Origin of the sequence: Microbulbifer sp. CNSA002 (assembly GCF_047324085.1) — a bacterium.
Classification (GTDB): Bacteria; Pseudomonadota; Gammaproteobacteria; order Pseudomonadales; family Cellvibrionaceae; genus Microbulbifer.
The window spans coordinates 1,780,566-1,797,987 of the sequence record NZ_CP172449.1 but is presented as its reverse complement, the minus strand read 5'-3'; the positions used below and the strand labels follow the sequence as shown (position 1 = coordinate 1,797,987).

General features: G+C 53.2%; 12 protein-coding genes. 1 reads left to right on the top strand and 11 read right to left on the bottom strand.

Annotated elements, in window-relative coordinates; translation table 11 throughout:
• Positions 1 to 160: 160 nt before the first annotated feature.
• Positions 161 to 1,912 carry a M28 family metallopeptidase gene (locus ACG1BZ_RS08050; protein WP_413665145.1) on the top strand — a complete coding sequence of 584 codons (1,752 nt, stop codon included), beginning with the start codon at positions 161 to 163 and terminating at the stop codon, positions 1,910 to 1,912.
• Between the two features lie 183 nt (positions 1,913 to 2,095).
• On the opposite strand, the gene ACG1BZ_RS08045 is transcribed toward ACG1BZ_RS08050, so the two are convergent.
• The 11 genes from ACG1BZ_RS08045 to smc all read right to left on the bottom strand — a co-directional run bounded on the left by ACG1BZ_RS08045 (position 2,096) and on the right by smc (position 17,313).
• The gene (locus tag ACG1BZ_RS08045) at positions 2,096 to 3,733 is read right to left on the bottom strand and encodes an AMP-binding protein (protein WP_413665144.1); all 1,638 of its coding nucleotides are present in this window, start codon (positions 3,731 to 3,733) and stop codon (positions 2,096 to 2,098) included.
• Between the two features lie 150 nt (positions 3,734 to 3,883).
• Positions 3,884 to 4,219, bottom strand: a complete 336-nt coding sequence (locus ACG1BZ_RS08040) for an SCP2 sterol-binding domain-containing protein (RefSeq protein ID WP_282933465.1) — start codon at positions 4,217 to 4,219, stop codon at positions 3,884 to 3,886.
• Positions 4,220 to 4,300: 81 nt separating this feature from the next.
• A complete protein-coding gene (locus ACG1BZ_RS08035) occupies positions 4,301 to 6,094 on the bottom strand; it encodes an acyl-CoA dehydrogenase C-terminal domain-containing protein (RefSeq protein WP_413665143.1) in 1,794 nt (597 codons plus the stop codon).
• A gap of 178 nt (positions 6,095 to 6,272) precedes the next feature.
• Positions 6,273 to 7,343 carry an AraC family transcriptional regulator gene (locus ACG1BZ_RS08030; RefSeq protein WP_282933467.1) on the bottom strand — a complete coding sequence of 357 codons (1,071 nt, stop codon included), beginning with the start codon at positions 7,341 to 7,343 and terminating at the stop codon, positions 6,273 to 6,275.
• A gap of 3 nt (positions 7,344 to 7,346) precedes the next feature.
• Complete coding sequence (locus ACG1BZ_RS08025) at positions 7,347 to 7,547, bottom strand: hypothetical protein (RefSeq protein WP_282933468.1); 201 nt, start codon at positions 7,545 to 7,547, stop codon at positions 7,347 to 7,349.
• 261 nt (positions 7,548 to 7,808) lie between these two features.
• Positions 7,809 to 9,194 (bottom strand): class II fumarate hydratase, encoded by a 1,386-nt coding sequence (locus tag ACG1BZ_RS08020; protein ID WP_413665142.1) that lies wholly within the window; start codon positions 9,192 to 9,194, stop codon positions 7,809 to 7,811.
• A gap of 58 nt (positions 9,195 to 9,252) precedes the next feature.
• The gene (locus ACG1BZ_RS08015) at positions 9,253 to 9,699 is read right to left on the bottom strand and encodes a DUF4399 domain-containing protein (RefSeq protein ID WP_282933470.1); all 447 of its coding nucleotides are present in this window, start codon (positions 9,697 to 9,699) and stop codon (positions 9,253 to 9,255) included.
• A 252-nt stretch (positions 9,700 to 9,951) separates the two neighbouring features.
• Positions 9,952 to 10,386 (bottom strand): hypothetical protein, encoded by a 435-nt coding sequence (locus tag ACG1BZ_RS08010; RefSeq protein ID WP_282933471.1) that lies wholly within the window; start codon positions 10,384 to 10,386, stop codon positions 9,952 to 9,954.
• Positions 10,387 to 10,563: 177 nt separating this feature from the next.
• Positions 10,564 to 12,615: an NAD-dependent DNA ligase LigA gene (ligA, locus tag ACG1BZ_RS08005; RefSeq protein ID WP_413665141.1), complete on the bottom strand. Its 2,052-nt coding sequence runs from the start codon at positions 12,613 to 12,615 to the stop codon at positions 10,564 to 10,566.
• Positions 12,616 to 12,766: 151 nt separating this feature from the next.
• Complete coding sequence (gene zipA, locus ACG1BZ_RS08000; protein ID WP_413665140.1) at positions 12,767 to 13,783, bottom strand: cell division protein ZipA; 1,017 nt, start codon at positions 13,781 to 13,783, stop codon at positions 12,767 to 12,769.
• 26 nt (positions 13,784 to 13,809) lie between these two features.
• Entirely contained in the window at positions 13,810 to 17,313 is a 3,504-nt protein-coding gene (gene smc, locus ACG1BZ_RS07995) for a chromosome segregation protein SMC (protein WP_413665139.1), read from the bottom strand.
• Between the last annotated feature and the right edge of the window lie 109 nt (positions 17,314 to 17,422).

The window sequence follows — 17,422 nt, the reverse complement described above, 5'->3', positions numbered from 1 at the left end:
CTCAAACACAAACCCTGTCACCATATTCAACTAAATTATCAAAACGGGAATATAGCTCCGGGCCTAGTCACACTCTACTCTCAACTGATCGCTGATATGTCGTTAGTTAAGACAAGATCAGGCATAATCTGCCTCCTAACAAGACTGTCAGGACAAAATTATGCGAATTCCTACTACCTGGCGCCGCCTTGGCTTGGCTATAGCCATCGGCGGTGTTATCAGCGGTTGTAGCAAGGGCAACGAAGAAGTCAGCTCACAAGCGCACTCCCATAAAGAACATATCGAGCACGGCACTGAAAAGCTCAATTTGGAAGCCGCTGAGAAGGCTCAAATTGATATTGTCGCTGCCGACCTGCACAAGCATGTCGCCGTATTGGCCTCCGATGAATTCGAAGGCCGCGCTCCCGCCAGTAAAGGTGAGGAGCTGACGGTAAACTATCTGGCAGAGCAATTTAAGGCGCTCGGACTTACCCCTGGTGCTGTAGATTCCGACGGTAACCCCAGCTGGTTCCAGGAAGTCCCCATTGTAGAGATGGATATTCAATCCACCCCCCTTACTATTCAGGGCGAAGGTGTAGGCCAGGTTCTAAAACCGATTGACGACATGGTCGCGTTTACCCAGCGCCAAACCAGCGCATCCAGCCTTAATGAAAGCGAATTGGTTTTTGTCGGTTACGGCATCGTAGCTCCAGAAAACAACTGGAATGACTACGCAGGTCTGGATATGGAAGGCAAAACCGCAGTCATTCTGGTGAATGACCCCGGCTATGCCACCCAAGATGAGGCTCTATTCAATGGCAATGCCATGACCTACTACGGTCGCTGGAGCTACAAGTTTGAAGAAGCTGCCCGTCAGGGCGCCGCAGGGGCCATTATTATCCATGAGAATGGTGCTGCCGGTTACCCCTGGGAGGTAGTGAGCGGCTCCTGGTCTGGCGCCCAGGTAAGCCTTGAAGCAGAAAACAAGAATATCGATCGCGTGGCGATTGAGGCCTGGATCACCAACCAGGCAGCGAAGGATCTGTTCCAGGCAGCAGGTCTCGACTTGACCGAAGAAATGGCAGCTGCAAAAGCACTGGGATTCAAGCCTAAGTCACTGGAACTCAAAGCCAGCATCGAACTCAGCAACAGCCTTGAGAAGTCCAACTCTCGCAATGTTATTGCTAAGTTACCCGGCAAAAAGTACGCAGATGAAACCATTGTTTACACTGCCCACTGGGACCACTTAGGGGTCAACAAAAACGCTTCTGGCGAAGACCATATCTTTAATGGCGCAGTGGACAATGCCACCGGTACCGCTGGACTACTTGCTCTTGCAGCCCAAGCAGTAAAAGAGGATCAAGCTGATCGCTCCCTGGTATTCGTCGCAGTAACTGCTGAAGAGTCCGGTTTACTCGGCTCCAAATACTATGCCGCTAACCCTGTTGATCCTCTGGAAAAGACGGTTGCCGGCTTTAACTTCGACGCTATGAATGTCTTGGGCCCCACCAAAGACATCACCGTCGTAGGCTTCGGCAGCAGCGAGCTGGAAAATCTCTTAGAAGCAGCCGCCAAAAAGCAGGGCCGCTATCTGGCTGCTGAAGAGCACCCGGAACGCGGCTACTTCTATCGCTCAGATCATTTCAGCCTGGCAAAAGAAGGCGTGCCAATGCTGTATTTTGATTCCGGTAGCGAAAACCATGAGCACGGCCGGGAGTGGGCACAATCCAAGGATAAGGAATATCTCAGCCAGCACTACCACAAGCCGGGAGATGAGTACGACCCCAACTGGAACCTGAAAGGCGCCGCTATGAACTTGCAGCTGGGCCTGCAATTGGGCCTGAAGTTGGCAAACAGCCGCGACTGGCCCAACTGGTATGAAGGCAATGAGTTCCGCGCTATTCGCGACGCCAGTGCTGAAAGCCGCAAATAACCAAGCAGGATAAACATCCCGCTTTTCCTTGGTGGCACCTCCTCGGTGTCACCAAACTTCCCTCCCCAAACATCAACCCTGCATTAGCTGCAGGTGCCTCTCCGTGAATCAAAACCAATAAAAAAGCCCCACTGTCTCCAGCAGGGCCTTTTATGCGGTTGAACTCTTTAGCTAAATAGCGACTTAAGCAGCGCTAGTAGCCTCAAGCTTTTTCAACTCTTCATCGCGAAGTTCACGGCGCAAGATTTTGCCCACATTAGTTTTGGGTAAGTCCTCACGGAACTCCACATGCTTCGGCACTTTATAAGCCGTCATATGCTCACGGCAGTAGGCGACAACTTCATCTTCGGTCAAAGATGGATCAGCCTTCACCAGGAAGAGCTTCACCTGCTCACCACTTTTCTCATCCGGGATACCGATAGCGGCAGCTTCAGTGACCTTCGGATGCGCGCTGATCACGTCTTCAATCTCATTGGGATATACATTGAAGCCGGACACAATAATCATGTCCTTCTTGCGATCTACGATTTTGATGTAACCATCATCCTGAATAACGGCCATATCGCCGGTATTCAACCAACCTTCACTGTCGATGGTATCCGCTGTCGCTTCCGGACGCTGCCAGTAGCCTTTCATCACCTGAGGTCCGCGCACGCACAGCTCGCCAGGAGAGTTGTTTGGCAGGTCATTGCCATTCTCATCGACAACCTTGACCTCAGTACCGGGAACAGGAACACCCACTGTGCCCAGCTGAACACCATCAGTAGGGTTAAATGAAACAACCGGGGAGGTTTCAGTCATACCGTAACCTTCCATGATCATACAACCGGTCATTTCCTCCCAGCGCTTAGCCGTATCGCGAGTTAACGCCATGCCACCAGAAGCTGTTGAGTGCAATTTGCTGAAGTCCAGTTCAGCAAAATCCTTGTTGCGCATCAGGCCATTGAACAGGGTATTGAGCCCAACAAATCCGGTGAAACGCAGGCCTTTCAACATCTTCACAAAACCCGGGATATCGCGCGGGTTGGGTACTAATAGCGAATGGTTACCCGTGGAGAAAAGGCACATACAGTGGATGGTAAATGCGTAGATATGGTAAAGAGGCAAAGGTGCAATATAGAACTCCTCACCTTCTTTCATACCACTGGCAAATGCGATACGAACCTGCTCCATATTCGCAACCAGATTGCCATTAGTCAGCATTGCCCCTTTGGCAACCCCGGTAGTACCGCCGGTATACTGCAGAACCGCAATATCTTCTTTGGTGCGCTCAACATCCTTATGAGGACGCTCAGCGCCTTTTGCCATTGCATCGCGGAAGCTAACTTCATTGGCAAACGAAAATTCGGGCACCATTTTCTTAACGTACTTCGCCACACTGTTGATCAAGGTACGCTTCAGCGGACTGTGCAGATCCGCAATCTCAGTAACAATAACTTGTTTTACATCGGTTTCAGCAACCACCGCAGCAGCGGTATCGGCAATATTCGCCAGTACGACCAGAGCCTTGGCCCCTGAATCATTCAGCTGGTGCTTAAGCTCGCGCTGCGTGTACAGCGGATTGGTATTTACTACAACCAGACCTGCGCGCAGTGCACCAAAAACAACTACTGGGTACTGCAACACGTTGGGCAGCTGGACAGCGATGCGATCGCCGGGCTTCAAGTCGGTATGATTTTGTAAATAAGAGGCGAATTTTCCACTCAGCGTGTCAATATCATTGATTGAAAGTGTACGCCCCAGGCATGTGAAAGCCGGCCGGTCACCGAATTTGGCGCAAGCGCCTTTAAAGACATCAAGTATGCTGCGATCAATGTCCAACTCTCTTCTCCCATTCCTGATTGTTGTCGTCGCTTGCCCACACCTTCCGTCTCCATAGGCGAAAGCTGCCATATCTCTTGGCGAGCGAGAATTTATTTATTGTTTGTAGTATCTTTGAGACGGTGAAAAAGAAGGGTTTAAAACCTCTCTTTACCGATCTCCCTCTTCACTATTCGCAGGAAATAAACCTGCCAATGCTGCGGCCAATTCGCGATTTCCAGAATATTGAACATCCCCCAAAAGGAAGGCGTGACGCCCACTTAATTGACCGTCCAATATAGCACTGAGAGTGCTGTTTTCCATTTCCAATGTTAGTTCTGGATTATCAGTCTGACCAAATTCGGAAATCACTTTGTAATTTTTAGATACTTCGGTGACATAAACATAGAAGTCACAGGCATCTGGCAGCCGGAACTGTACCCGAGCCAGCGGGTACGAACAAGCTAAGTGACACAGGCGCTCTTGAACTGAATCCGGCAATTGCATCGGAAATTCTCCGTTTAAGCCGCTTTATTACTCACAAAAAAACCGCCGGCATTTGCCGGCGGTTTTCATTTCAGAGCGGGATCAGAATGCAAAATGCTCGGCATCCAATTCCATCAAGTTGCCTGCTCCACTCAACATGGACGTTGCGTGGCTGGAAGTGCGAGGAAGGATACGCTCGAAGAAGAAACGCGCGGTAGTAATTTTCGCCTTGTAGAAATCTTCTTCTCCAGTGCCCGCTGCCAGTTTTTCATTGGCAACTTTAGCCGCCTGTGCCCACAGGAAGGCCAGCACGGTGTAACCGGAGAACATCAGGTAATCTACAGAGGCAGCACCGACTTCGTCTGGGTTTTCCATAGCTTTGCCGCCAACGTGCAAGGTCAGGTCGCCCCACTGCTTGTTAAGCTCTTGCAATTTAGCAACGAAAGGCGCCAGTGCTTCGTTATCAATTTCCGCCTGGCAGAATTTGTGAACCTGCTTGGTGAAACCGCGCAGCAATTCACCCTGGGTCATCAGAACCTTACGACCCAACAGGTCCAGAGCCTGAATACCAGTGGTGCCTTCATAGATAGTGGAGATACGCGCATCACGTACGTTCTGCTCCACGCCCCACTCGGCAATATAACCGTGGCCACCGAAACACTGCATACCCAGGTTGGCAGATTCGAAACCAGCTTCTGTCAAAAATGCTTTTGCAATCGGCGTCAGGAACGCCAGCATATCGTCAGCGGCTTTCTTCGCGTCAGCATCGCCTTTGTGAGTGATATCAACCAGCTGTGCGCACTTAACAACCAGCATACGACCACCTTCAGAGAAGGCTTTCTGGGTCATCAGCATGCGGCGCACGTCAGGGTGAACAATAATCGGGTCAGCCGGGCCTTCCGGGTTTTTCACGCCGGACAGAGAACGCATTTGCAGGCGATCTTTTGCATAAGCCAGGGACTTCTGGAAACCGATCTCGGAGTGAGCCAGGCCTTGCAGAGCAGTACCCAGGCGCGCAGTGTTCATAAAGGTGAACATATAGCTCAGGCCTTTATTCTGCTCGCCGATCAGGAAGCCTTTAGCACCGTCAAAGTTCAGCACTGCAGTGGCGTTGCCGTGAATACCCATTTTGTGCTCGAGGGAACCACATACCACACCGTTGCGCTCACCGGCAGAGCCGTCAGCGTTCGGCAGGAACTTGGGTACGATAAACAGGGAGATACCCTTGGTGCCAGCAGGTGCGTCTGGCAGGCGGGCGAGTACGATATGAACAATGTTGTCAGTCATGTCGTGCTCACCGGCGGAGATAAAGATCTTGGTGCCGGTAATCGCGTAGGAGCCATCGTCATTTGGCTCGGCCTTGGTGCGCAGAATACCCAGATCGGTACCGCAGTGAGGCTCGGTCAGACACATAGTGCCAGTCCAGCTACCTTCAACCAGCTTGGTCAGGTAAACCTGCTTCTGCTCTTCAGTACCGTGCTCTTCCAGGGTGTTCATGGCACCGTGGGACAAGCCGGGGTACATGCCCCAGGACCAGTTGGCGGTGCCAACCATCTCGCTCATGATAGTACCGAGCGAGGGCGGCAGGCCTTGGCCACCGTACTCAGGATCGTGGGGCAGCGCAGCCCAGCCACCCTCTACAAACTGCTGGTAGGCTTCTTTAAAGCCTTCCGGGGTAGTAACTTCACCGTCTTTCCAGGTGCAACCTTGCTGGTCGCCAATTTGGTTCAGTGGTGCAATAACGTTTTCACAAAACTTTGCACCCTCTTCCAGGATGGCATCCACGACATCAGGAGTAGCCTCCTCATATCCAAGTGACTCATAATGCTTTTCTGAGTCCAGCATCTCGCGCATTACGAAACGCAAATCACGCAGTGGCATTTTGATATCGGTCATCCTGATAACCTCAATTCGCTTATGTTTGGGACCGGAGGTAAAACCATCCAGTCATATTTATGACTAATTTCTAAGATTGGTTCATCATAGTAGTAAGCGAGCAGCCCCCTCTATGGCCAAACCCGTCCAAAGCGGTGACAAATCGAGGCGAGAGGATGAAAAAAGGTGACTGGCCCAGTCAAATATCCAGGCCAGCTGCGGCGCGACCACCCCGGCGATACTCGCCTGGCGTAATTCCCGTCCATTTTTTGAAGGCGCGGAAGAAAGCACTGGATTCATCGAACCCAAGCATCTCTGCGATCTGCCCATTGGAAAGGTCCGGGCAGCTGAGGTAGTGAAAAGCCGCTTCCATCCGACATTCGTCTTTGAGCTTCTGGTAGGAGGTACCCTCCTGCTGAAGGCGACGTCGCAACGTGGTGACCGACATATTGAGCCTCTCCGCCACCGCCTCAGCGGCAGGCATGGACTCGCTCACATCCCGGTTCAAAATGGTTTTTACTTTGGTTTTGATACTGTTGGCACTGCCGTCGCTGATCACCAGGTGGTAAGGAGCGGTGCGAATAAAGTCCTCAACCATCTGCGGGCTTTGCACCACAGGGTATTCCAGGTAGCGGGTATCGTATTCGAGCGCATTAAACGGTTGCTCAAATAACAACTCATTGGCCTCGCTTTGCGCGAGACTGCGAAACTCTTCCGGGCAAGCAAATGAGAAGTGCAACCTGGCCAGCGGAATCTCCCGCCCTGCCAGCCAGCAATAAAACCTGTGCCAAACCGCTAGAGTTGTACGCACCACACTGGGGCTCGTGTTATTCAGCAGCTGCTCAAATTCGCCCTTGCCCAGCGAACTGATCCCGCAAATTTCAACCCGCTCGCGCCCATGGCCACCTTCTCCGAGTACCGGCTTCACCTTAAAACCTCGGCAGATTTCCATAAATTCGGCACAGAGCGTAATCGCCTGGCGGAGGGTTGCACAATTCACCACCGCCAGACACAACAAGCGAAAAGACCCGGAACGGACCCTTCCACCGCTAAGCATGCCAAACCACTCATTTTGCGCCAGCCACATCACGCGCTGGTACAAGCGGCCATACTTCACTGCTGAAAATGCGGATACGCCCTGCAATTCAGACTCATCGATATCGACAGAAGCCAAAAGCTCCTTGCGATCACACCCGTGTTTGGTCGCCTCTTCGAGCAGTCGCTCGAGGTAGGCGATAGGGATGCGAATATCCTCTTCCGTTGACGCCATCTATTATTTACGCCTGCGCAACCAATTCAATAAAGCCCCGCACCCAAACGCCAGAGCAATGATGACAAGCAATATCACCAACAGAAGAATGAAATAGGTGACAACATCCTTAACGGGCAGGTCCCAGCTGTAGACTGCCGCCACTACAAAGGCGACACAGGCGAGGACACTGGTAATAAAGGAGCGGCGACTTCTTTTAGCCATGACGATCTGGATACATTGATTTTCAAAACAGGTGAGACTGCCACATTTTGTGGCGCTACCATTGTATTGTCGGCACCCAGTACCGACGCGGCGTCGAATCGTGAGGGATTGGCCGGTTCCTGTCAACGCCGCAGGAGGCACCAATGAGCAGAAGAATGCTGGAACCAGAGGATCGAGCCACGCTGTTAAGGCTTTTGCACTGGCTTATGTGCCTTACCGCCATTATATCGTTAATACTGTTGGGAATCGCCTTTTTTGCCCCTAGCTAATCAGCCCACCCTTGGCCAAATGGGCGGGGTCTAACAATTCCTCAAGCGTTTCTCTATCCAGGTCCGTCATTTCAACAGCAACATCCAGCACTGGCCTACAGCTGGCATAGGCGGCCTTGGCAATCTCCGCCGCTTTCAAGTAGCCAATCACTGGGTTAAGGGAGGTCACTAAAATGGGGTTGCGGCCCAGGGTTCCCTCAATATGCGCCCGATTCACCGCGAAACTGGCAACGGCTCGATCAGCCAATAGGGTCGATGCATTCGCGAGCAGGTTAATACTTTCCAGCAGCGTACTGCCTACTAAAGGCAACATAACATTCAATTGAAAATTGCCGCTCTGTCCCGCCACGGTCACTGTGGTGTCATTACCCATCACCCGGGCACAAACCATAGTAACTGATTCGGCAATAACCGGGTTCACCTTGCCCGGCATAATACTACTCCCTGGCTGCAAGGCCTCCAGGGCGATTTCGGAGAGACCAGCAAGGGGACCACTGTTCATCCAACGCAAGTCATTGGCAATTTTCATCAGGGAAACTGCCAACACCTTGAGCTGCCCGGACAATTCCACCGACGTATCCTGACTGGAAATTGCGGTAAAAAAGTTCTCTGCCGGGCGAAACTGATGAGATGTGTGGGCGCTGATTTTTTGCGCGAACAGCTCGGCAAAATCCGGATGAGCATTAAGCCCTGTGCCAATCGCCGTACCGCCTTGAGCCAGCTGGGCAAGCCGAGGCATTACCGCGCGAATTCTCTCCCGGCACGCCTCTATTTGTGCAGCCCAACCTCCAACCTCCTGCGCCATTGTCATAGGCACTGCATCCATCAGATGGGTGCGACCGGTTTTTACAATACTTTCAAGCTCCGTGGACTTGTCGCACAAGCCAGTGTGCAAATGGCGCAACGCAGGCAGCAGGGTATCGCGTACTGCGAGCAGGGCGGACACATGAATTGCGGTGGGAACCACGTCATTACTGCTCTGACTCATATTCACGTGATCATTGGGACTGATGGTTTGATCACTGTGCTTTTCTGCAAGGTGAGCGAGCACCTCATTAACGTTCATATTTGAGCTGGTACCAGAACCTGTCTGGTAAATATCGACAGGGAAATGAGTGGCATACTCCTCATCACCGAGACTGTCGCAGGCATTGATAATGGCCTCAGCCTGCGCTTTATCCAACAACCCCAAGTCCCGGTTGGCCTCCGCAGCAGATTTCTTTATCAGCACAATGGCGCGGATAAACTCAGCCGGCAAGCCGTGACCACTGACAGGAAAATTCTCCACGGCGCGCTGGGTTTGCGCGCCATACATCGCCTCAGTCGGCACCTGAACTTCGCCCAGGCTGTCCTTTTCAGTGCGGAATTCGCCACCCATTTCACTCTCCCCAGATGCGGTTAATGCATCGACAGAAGGTTATTTAGCCGCTGCAGCCCTACTCGACCACGACGGTAATTTTCTTGGACATCACAGGCTCTTTATGTGGCACATGCATATAGTTGCCCAGAACCAGTTGTAGCGTATGTTTGCCGGGTGGCAAGGTAACTTGAGTCTCGGTTTGCCCGCCACCAAAGTGAATGATGTTCTTACTCGCCGGCAAAGGCTTGCTCATATCCGGCATATCATCCACATCAATCAGCAGATGATGGTGGCCGGTATTCTCTTGATTGGTACCCGCCGGTGCCACCCCCATACCAGACAAACCAAACTTCACCGTAAATGTCTGGGGCACCTTCTCTCCATCCTTCGGCGAGATAATATAGACCTTGGCATCTGCTGGGGCCTTACTGCTCATATCCATTTTGCTTTCGTGCTCAGACGCATGTAACAGCGGCGATAGCATCAGTGCGCTGGCAAACAGCAGAGAACTGGATTTAATCATGTGTATTCCTTCCTGATAGGGCGCCCAGATCGCGCCAATTCTTATAATCTGGCTTTACAGCTTCTCGGCCGCGGCACCTTGGTACCGTTCGGCAAAGACACTTTAACAGACCAAAGTTTCAGTTCCAGAGACTATGAGGGAATATAGTTGCGGAAAGAAAAAGAGAGATAGGATTTGTGACAGGGCTGCTTATTTAAATCTGCTTTGCGGCAATTAGGCAAGAGAGGGCCCGGACCAACCGGGCCAGAAAAATCAGATACTCACCCGCCCCTCTTGGGTCCACTCGCAGCGAACCTGCATATCGCCGCTGCCCGGCTCGTGATAGAGGCCAGCAGATTCCCAGCTGAAAGAGTGAACGCCGGAAAGCTCAGTTTCCAAATGCACAGTTGCCGAAACCCAATACATACTCTTCAACAACTCTTCAAACTTCTGTATCCACAAATCCCACTCGTACTCTACCGCCCGATAGGAAGCGCCAAAGTGGATTACATCGGTTTGGTACTGGGATTGCTTCACCTTAATGGTGGGAATAGCAAACATATCCCGGCACAGGAATGGCCATTCATCAGCACTGGGCAGAGCGAGCACAGCATTGCGGTTCACCCTGCGCCGATCGCTGCCGCCAGCGAGGCTATTGCTGTCTTTGATACATCCGTAAACGATGGATTCCTGATCGCCCTGAAGCATTAATTCCATTCCTTACCACAGTGCCACTGGACATCAGGTACCCAGGGCAAAACAGATCTAAGGTATCAACTTTAACGGCGAAGCGACCAGAAAGCCACAAAACAAAACACGAACCTGCAAAGTGCTCAAAAGTTCGGCTATTCAGTTACTAATGGTGCCCCGCCTAAAATACCAGGACTAAATCTCAAAGCCCCTTTCGCGCAGCATATCCCGAAGCGCCTCTTCATCCATAACCGTGATACCCAGTTCCTGTGCTTTGGTCAATTTTGAGCCGGCGCCTGGCCCAGCAACCAGAGTGCCGGTCTTGGCGGAAACACTTCCTGCGACTTTCGCACCCAGCCTCTGTAAGTAGTCTTTTGCTTCACTGCGGGACAGGGTTTCCAGTTTGCCGGTAAGCACCCAGGTTTCCCCTGCCAGGGGCTGATCCTGCTCGTCACTCACCTCCGCTTGCCAATGCACACCCGCCTGCTGCAGTGCCTCCACCTCTTCTTGGGCATGAGGTTGCTGAAAAAACTCAGCAACAAAATGAGCGACCACTGGGCCCACATCTTCAACCTCCTGCAAAGCCTCGACATTTGCCGACATTAGCGGATTCAATTCGCCAAAGTGCCGCGCCAAATTGCGCGCTGTAGCCTCACCCACTTCTCGGATACCCAGGGCATAAAGGAATTTAGGCAGCGTGGTCTCTTTACTGCGCTCCAGTGCGTCAAGGAGGTTCTGGGCAGACTTTTGCCCCATTCGCTCAAGTCCCGCCACCTGCTCCAAGGTGAGGTGGTAGAGCCCGGACACCGAATGTAACAAGTCCTCATCTACCAGCTGCTCTACCAGCTTGTCTCCCAGCCCATCAATGTCCATCGCTTTGCGCGAAGCGAAATGCTTGATGGCCTGCTTGCGCTGGGCACTACAAATCAGGCCGCCGCTACAGCGGACCACCGCCTCACCGGGCGTGGATTCCACCGGCGAGCCGCATACTGGGCAATGTGTGGGGAATTCAATAGCATGGCCACCCGGCTTGCGCTTGCTCTCCACTACAGAAACCACCTGCGGGATAACATCTCCGGCACGGCGAATAATGACAGTATCACCCACCTGTACGCCGAGGCGCTCGATCTCATCTCGATTGTGCAGAGTTGCATTGGAAACGGTAACCCCGCCGACAAACACCGGTTGTAGGCGAGCAACCGGGGTGACCGCACCGGTGCGCCCTACCTGGAACTCAACATCCAACAATTCAGTCATTTCCTCCTGAGCGGGAAACTTATAGGCCATGGCCCAACGGGGTGCGCGGGCAACAAAGCCGAGACGGCGCTGCAGGGGAATACTGTTGACCTTAAAAACAATACCGTCGATATCATAAGCGAGGTCCTCGCGCTTCTCGCCGATTTCCCGGTAGTAATCGATGCAGCCCTGAATATCCTTAGCGACGCGCATCTCCCGATTTGTACGGAAGCCCCAATGCCCCAACAACTGCAAAGTCTCAACGTGCTTTTCCGGCAGCTCACCGCCCTCTACAAGGCCAGTGCCATAAACACACAATTCCAGCGGTCTCTGCGCTGTTATGCGGGAGTCCAATTGACGCAAACTACCGGCAGCGGCATTTCGAGGATTTACGAAAAGCTTCTCACCCGCCGCGGCCGCTTTGCGATTCAATTCGGCAAAGCCCTCTTTCGGCATATAGATTTCGCCGCGCACCTCCAATACACCCGGATACTTTTCAATACCATCTGCTTGACGCAAACGCAGAGGTACAGATCCCACGGTGCGTACATTCTGGGTGATATCTTCACCGGTGGTACCATCGCCGCGCGTTGCAGCTCGCTCAAGTACTCCGTCGCGATACAAAAGGCTGATAGCGATACCGTCTAACTTGGGTTCACAGGCGTATTCCACCGGCCCTTTACTGTTGAGGCGCTCACACACCCGGCGGTCAAATTCCAGCAACTCTTCATCATTAAAAGCGTTATCCAAAGACAACATCGCCACCTCATGGCGAACCTCCTGAAAAGAGGAGAGCGGCTCTGCGCCGACCCTCTGGGTGGGAGAATCCGGTGTCAGTAGCTGAGGGAATTCACTTTCCAGGTCCTGCAACTCGCGCAGGCGCCGGTCGTACTCAATATCCGGCAACTCGGGATCATCAAGCACATAGTATTGGTGATTCGCACGCTGGAGGATTTCATGTAATTCCTGAACACGTTCGCGCACTTGAGGGGAAATAGTTTGATGAGTCATCGGCAATTCGAGTGAATAAAAATAATAGTTAGAAAATTATTTCGATTTTACATGCAAATACGGCCCGAGCTTACGGCTAATTTCCAAAATGAAAATCAGCCGGCATCCCGGGCCGCATTAAAAATGGCAACAATTATTTAGAGATTGCGAGCTAGCTTTGCGCCATCGCTAAAGTCCTGCGACGCTGGTACTCAACAACCCGCTGACGATAATGCTCCGCCGTTTGCGCGGTAAATACACTGCGATTCTCATCCTTCAATTCGCCACCGAGCAGCTCGGCAATTTTGTATGAGGTGGAAAGCAGTTGATCGAAAGCTTTAATCGCCTCGCCTTCCACTGGTAGTGTCAGGAACAAGCTAACACCTGGCGTGGCAAATTCTTCCATCTGGGCCAAGTCGAAAACGCCGGGCACAACAATATTGGCGAGACTAAAGATAATGGCCCCATCAGCACCGCCGTGCTCATGGTAGTGGAAAATATTCATTTCACCAAAGCGCATGCCACAGGCAACCATTACCCGAAGCAAGTCATTACCCTCGAAGTAATCCCCTTCTGGCGCCATTACATTAATCACCAGCACCTCACGGGTGGGAGCACCTTCACCAACACTGCCAGAGCTTGGAGACTGAGAAGATCGCTCGGGTTGAGAATCGTCATGCACCGCTTCATGCTCAGGACTGTGAGCGCTATCCATCGCATTTAGGCTTTCAGCCTCATCTAATGCAGGCTCATAGCGTTGCTCTTCACCGACCGACTCCATCAGGGTGGGGACTTGCTCTTCCAAATCGAGGATACCCTGCTCTTCCGGGCTCCTCTGGGGATTGCTGCCAGCGAGCGGTTTGCGCGAGGAAATAAAGCTCTCCTGTACTTGGCGATTCACATGTAGCGCATCCTCTAGCGGACGGCGCTGAACAACGCGAGCCTGCCCGGGCAATTCGCTGTTTGCGGGCTTGGGCTCTCGCGTCTCCAGGGGTTTGCGTACCGGGGGCTCTTCTTCAGCCTTCTCTGAGACCGGATCAGCTTCATTTTTTACTTCAGATTGCATGGCCCGCGACAGATTGCGGGAGACCTTAACTGCCGCGCGCTGCCGCAAGATCGCCCGGCGTATGCCATCGACCACAACGACCAGCAGAACGACAACCAGGATTGTAACCAGCCAGTTATCCATTTTTTAGCGCCTCTCCCTTTACGCCCTTATGCAGAAGCCAGCTCGGCTGCTTCTTCCACATTCACCGACACCAGTCGGGATACACCCGGCTCGTGCATGGTAACCCCCAGCAACTGATCCGCCATCTCCATTGCGATCTTGTTGTGGGTAATATAGATGAACTGAACGTGTTCTGACATTTCTTTAACCATTCGTGCGTAACGACCAACGTTAGCATCGTCAAGGGGAGCATCCACCTCATCCAACATACAGAAAGGTGCTGGATTCAGACGGAAAATCGAGAATACCAAAGCGATCGCCGTCAGCGCTTTTTCTCCACCCGAGAGCAGATGGATTGTGCTGTTGCGCTTGCCCGGCGGGCGGGCCATGATCGCGATACCAGTATCGAGCAGATCTTCACCGGTAAGTTCCAGATAGGCATTACCACCACCGAAAACTTTCGGGAAGAGTTCCTGCAGGCCCGCATTTACCTGATCAAAAGTTTCCTTGAAGCGGGTTCTCGTTTCCTTGTCGATTTTCTTAATTGCATTTTCCAGGGTCTCCAGCGCTTCCATCAGATCCCCATGCTGGCGATCCAGGTAGTTCTTGCGCTCAGACTCCTGCTTGTATTCATCGATAGCGGCGAGGTTAATCGGCCCGAGACGCGAGATACGCGAGGCTACCAATTCCAAATCTTCCTGTACCTGTTTAATCGTCAGATCGCCAGGTAACTGTTCGAGCAGCTGATCGATATCGTGCTCGCTCTCGCGCAGCTGCTCTACCAATCCGTTTCGTTGCACTTCCAGAGTCTGCGCAGCGAGACGCTCCTGCTCAAGCTGGGCGCGCACCCCCTGAAGAGCCGCCTCCACTTTGTGGCGCTCCTGTTCCTGCTCACGCAGGCCGGCCTCAACCTCTTCCAGCTTCTTGCGCGCATCGGCGAGTTCCGTTTCCACCTCAATACGCTCGCCGAGTTTTTCTTCCAACTCAGCCTGAAAATCCTGGGAGGGGTCCTGGGTCTCCTCCATTTGCTCCTGCAATTGCTGACGACGACTGCGCAACCTTTCCAGCTGCTCGCTCATCACCTGCAAAGTGCGCTCGAGAGACACCATCTGGGTGCGCACTGACTGCTCGCGCATAGCCAGTTCATGGGCGCGATCCTTGTCCTCCCGCGCGCGCTGGCGCACGGCATCCAAAGCTTCGCGCAATTCCTCCCGGCGTGCCATTAGCGTTTCGCGACGATCGGTATCATCGCTCATCGCCTCGACAGCTTCCTGCAGCATTAGACGAGCTTCCGACAGGGACTCCCCTTCCAACTCCTGCTGCTCACGCACCTCACCGATTTCCTGCTCAATTCGGATACGGCGCTCATTCATCTGCTCCGCACGCGCCCGTCGGGCGGACAACTGGCTGCGCAGCTCTGCCTCGCGACGCCCGAGCTGGTCGGACTCATTGCGAGCTTGTTCGATGGAGCGCTCGAGATCGACCGTTTGCGTGCGCAGGGACTCGCGTCGCTCGGCAATACTCTCTATCTGCTCCTCACATAGGGCCAACTCCTGCCCCAGGGTTTCAAGATCCTGCTTGCGCGCCAGGACCCCGGCCTCTGCATCACTGGCGCGATTCACTCGCAACCAGTTGGGGCCGAGCCAGAGCCCATCGCGAGTCACAATAGACTCATGAGCTTGCAAACTCGCGCGCCTGGACAGCGCCTCAGTCAAATCCTCTGCGGTATAAATTCCCGCCAAGATGCCGGAGAGAGAGGCCGGCCCCTGAACCATATCCTGCAGCGAAGGAAGTGCTCCCTTCGCACTGCTATTTACAGCACTGTTATCGATTAGAACCGCTTGACCGCTTTCCAGTGCCGCCAATCCTTCAGCCACGGACTCAAGCTGCTCAACACATACCGCCTGCAATTGGGGGCCGAGGATAGTTTCAACTGCAGTTTCCCAGCCGGGCTGGGCTTTAATCTGGTCGGCGAGCCGGGGCTTGTCAGCCAGGGCTTGCTGCTGTAGCCAATTCTCAACTGCCTTGCCTTGCCCTAAAGCAGCTTGCTGCAAGGCTTCCAGAGACGCCTGACGGCCTCGCCCGGTTTGCAGCTGCAAGCGTAACTGATCGAGTTCGGTAGCCAGCTCCCGCTCCTGCACACGGAGACTGTCCAGAGACTCGCGACGCTCTGCCGCTTCCTCGCGGCGCTCTTCAGCCTGCATTTCCAGCTCGGCCATCTGCTCGTTCAGCTGCAGTGTCTCTTCATCGTCGTCAGAGACCTGGAGGCCGGACTGCTCCGCCAATAGCTTATTGATCCGCTCCAGCAGCCGCTGGCCAGAAGTTTCCAAGTGCTGGATGCGGGATTGTTGCACTTCAGCTTTCTGACGGGAGCCAGAGGCACCCTGGTTAAACTGGTCCCACTCGTTCTGCCAATTGCGCATCTGTTCTTCAGATTCGAGCAGTGCCGCAGCAGATTCCTCTTCTGCTGCCAAGACCATCTCCAGGTCCGGCAGAATAATCTCAAGCTCCTCCTCAAACTGGGCCGCTTTTTCGCGATCCACTTCGAGGTTGGTCTCTGCCTCGCGATACTCTTGTTCGGTTTGCGCCAAATCGGAATGCAGGCGAGTAGAGCGCTCACGAGCGTGGGCAATGCTCTGCTCCAAGCGGGCGATATCTCCACCGACGGCGTAAAAGCGCCCCTGGACTTCGTTAAAGCTGTCAGATAGCTCGTGGTACCCCACGCGCTTTTGCTCAATGCCTGTGTCACAGGTGACCTGGCGGGTAACCAGCTCTTCAACGGTGAGTTCAAGCTCACCTATTTGTTGCTGCTTGGCCTTGGATTGGTCATCCAGTTCGCGGTATTTAAGCGCCTGTAAGTTAGCCTTGTGGCTGCGCTCTTCCTCTTTAAATCGGCTGTATTTTTCCGCTGCTGCGGACTGTCGCTCCAGTCGGGACAACTGGCGATCCAGCTCATCGCGGATATCCGTGAGGCGCTCAAGGTTTTCCGAAGTCCGTCTCATCCGGTTTTCGGTGTCCCGGCGGCGCTCCTTGTATTTGGAGATACCGGCGGCCTCTTCGATATAGACGCGCAGCTCTTCGGGCTTGGCTTCGATCAACTTGGAGATCATGCCCTGCTCAATAATGGCGTAGCTGCGCGGGCCCAAGCCGGTACCCAAGAAGAGATCGGTTACATCGCGGCGGCGGCACTTCTCGCCATTCAGGTAATAGGTGTTCTGTGCTTCCCGGGTTACCTTGCGCTTGACGGAAATCTCCGAGAAAGAGGCATAGGCTCCAGAAAGCTTGCCCTCAGAGTTATCAAATACCAACTCAATCGAGGCCTGCCCCACGGGCTTGCGGCCACTGGAGCCGTTGAAGATAACGTCCGTCATCGAATCGCCGCGCAGGTTCTTTGCGGAGGATTCCCCCATTACCCAGCGCACCGCATCGATGGTGTTGGATTTACCACAGCCATTGGGACCCACCACCGAGTTGAGGTTTGTCGGAAAATAGACAGTGGTAGGGTCAACAAAAGACTTGAAGCCCGCTAGCTTGATGCACTTCAGACGCATGTATTTATAAACTCGATATTTTTCTCTGCCGGGCGGGACACCAAACCTTTAATATTACTTGGTGTCGCCAGAGCATTCAGCGCTATTCTTCACAGTAATGTTCAGTCGG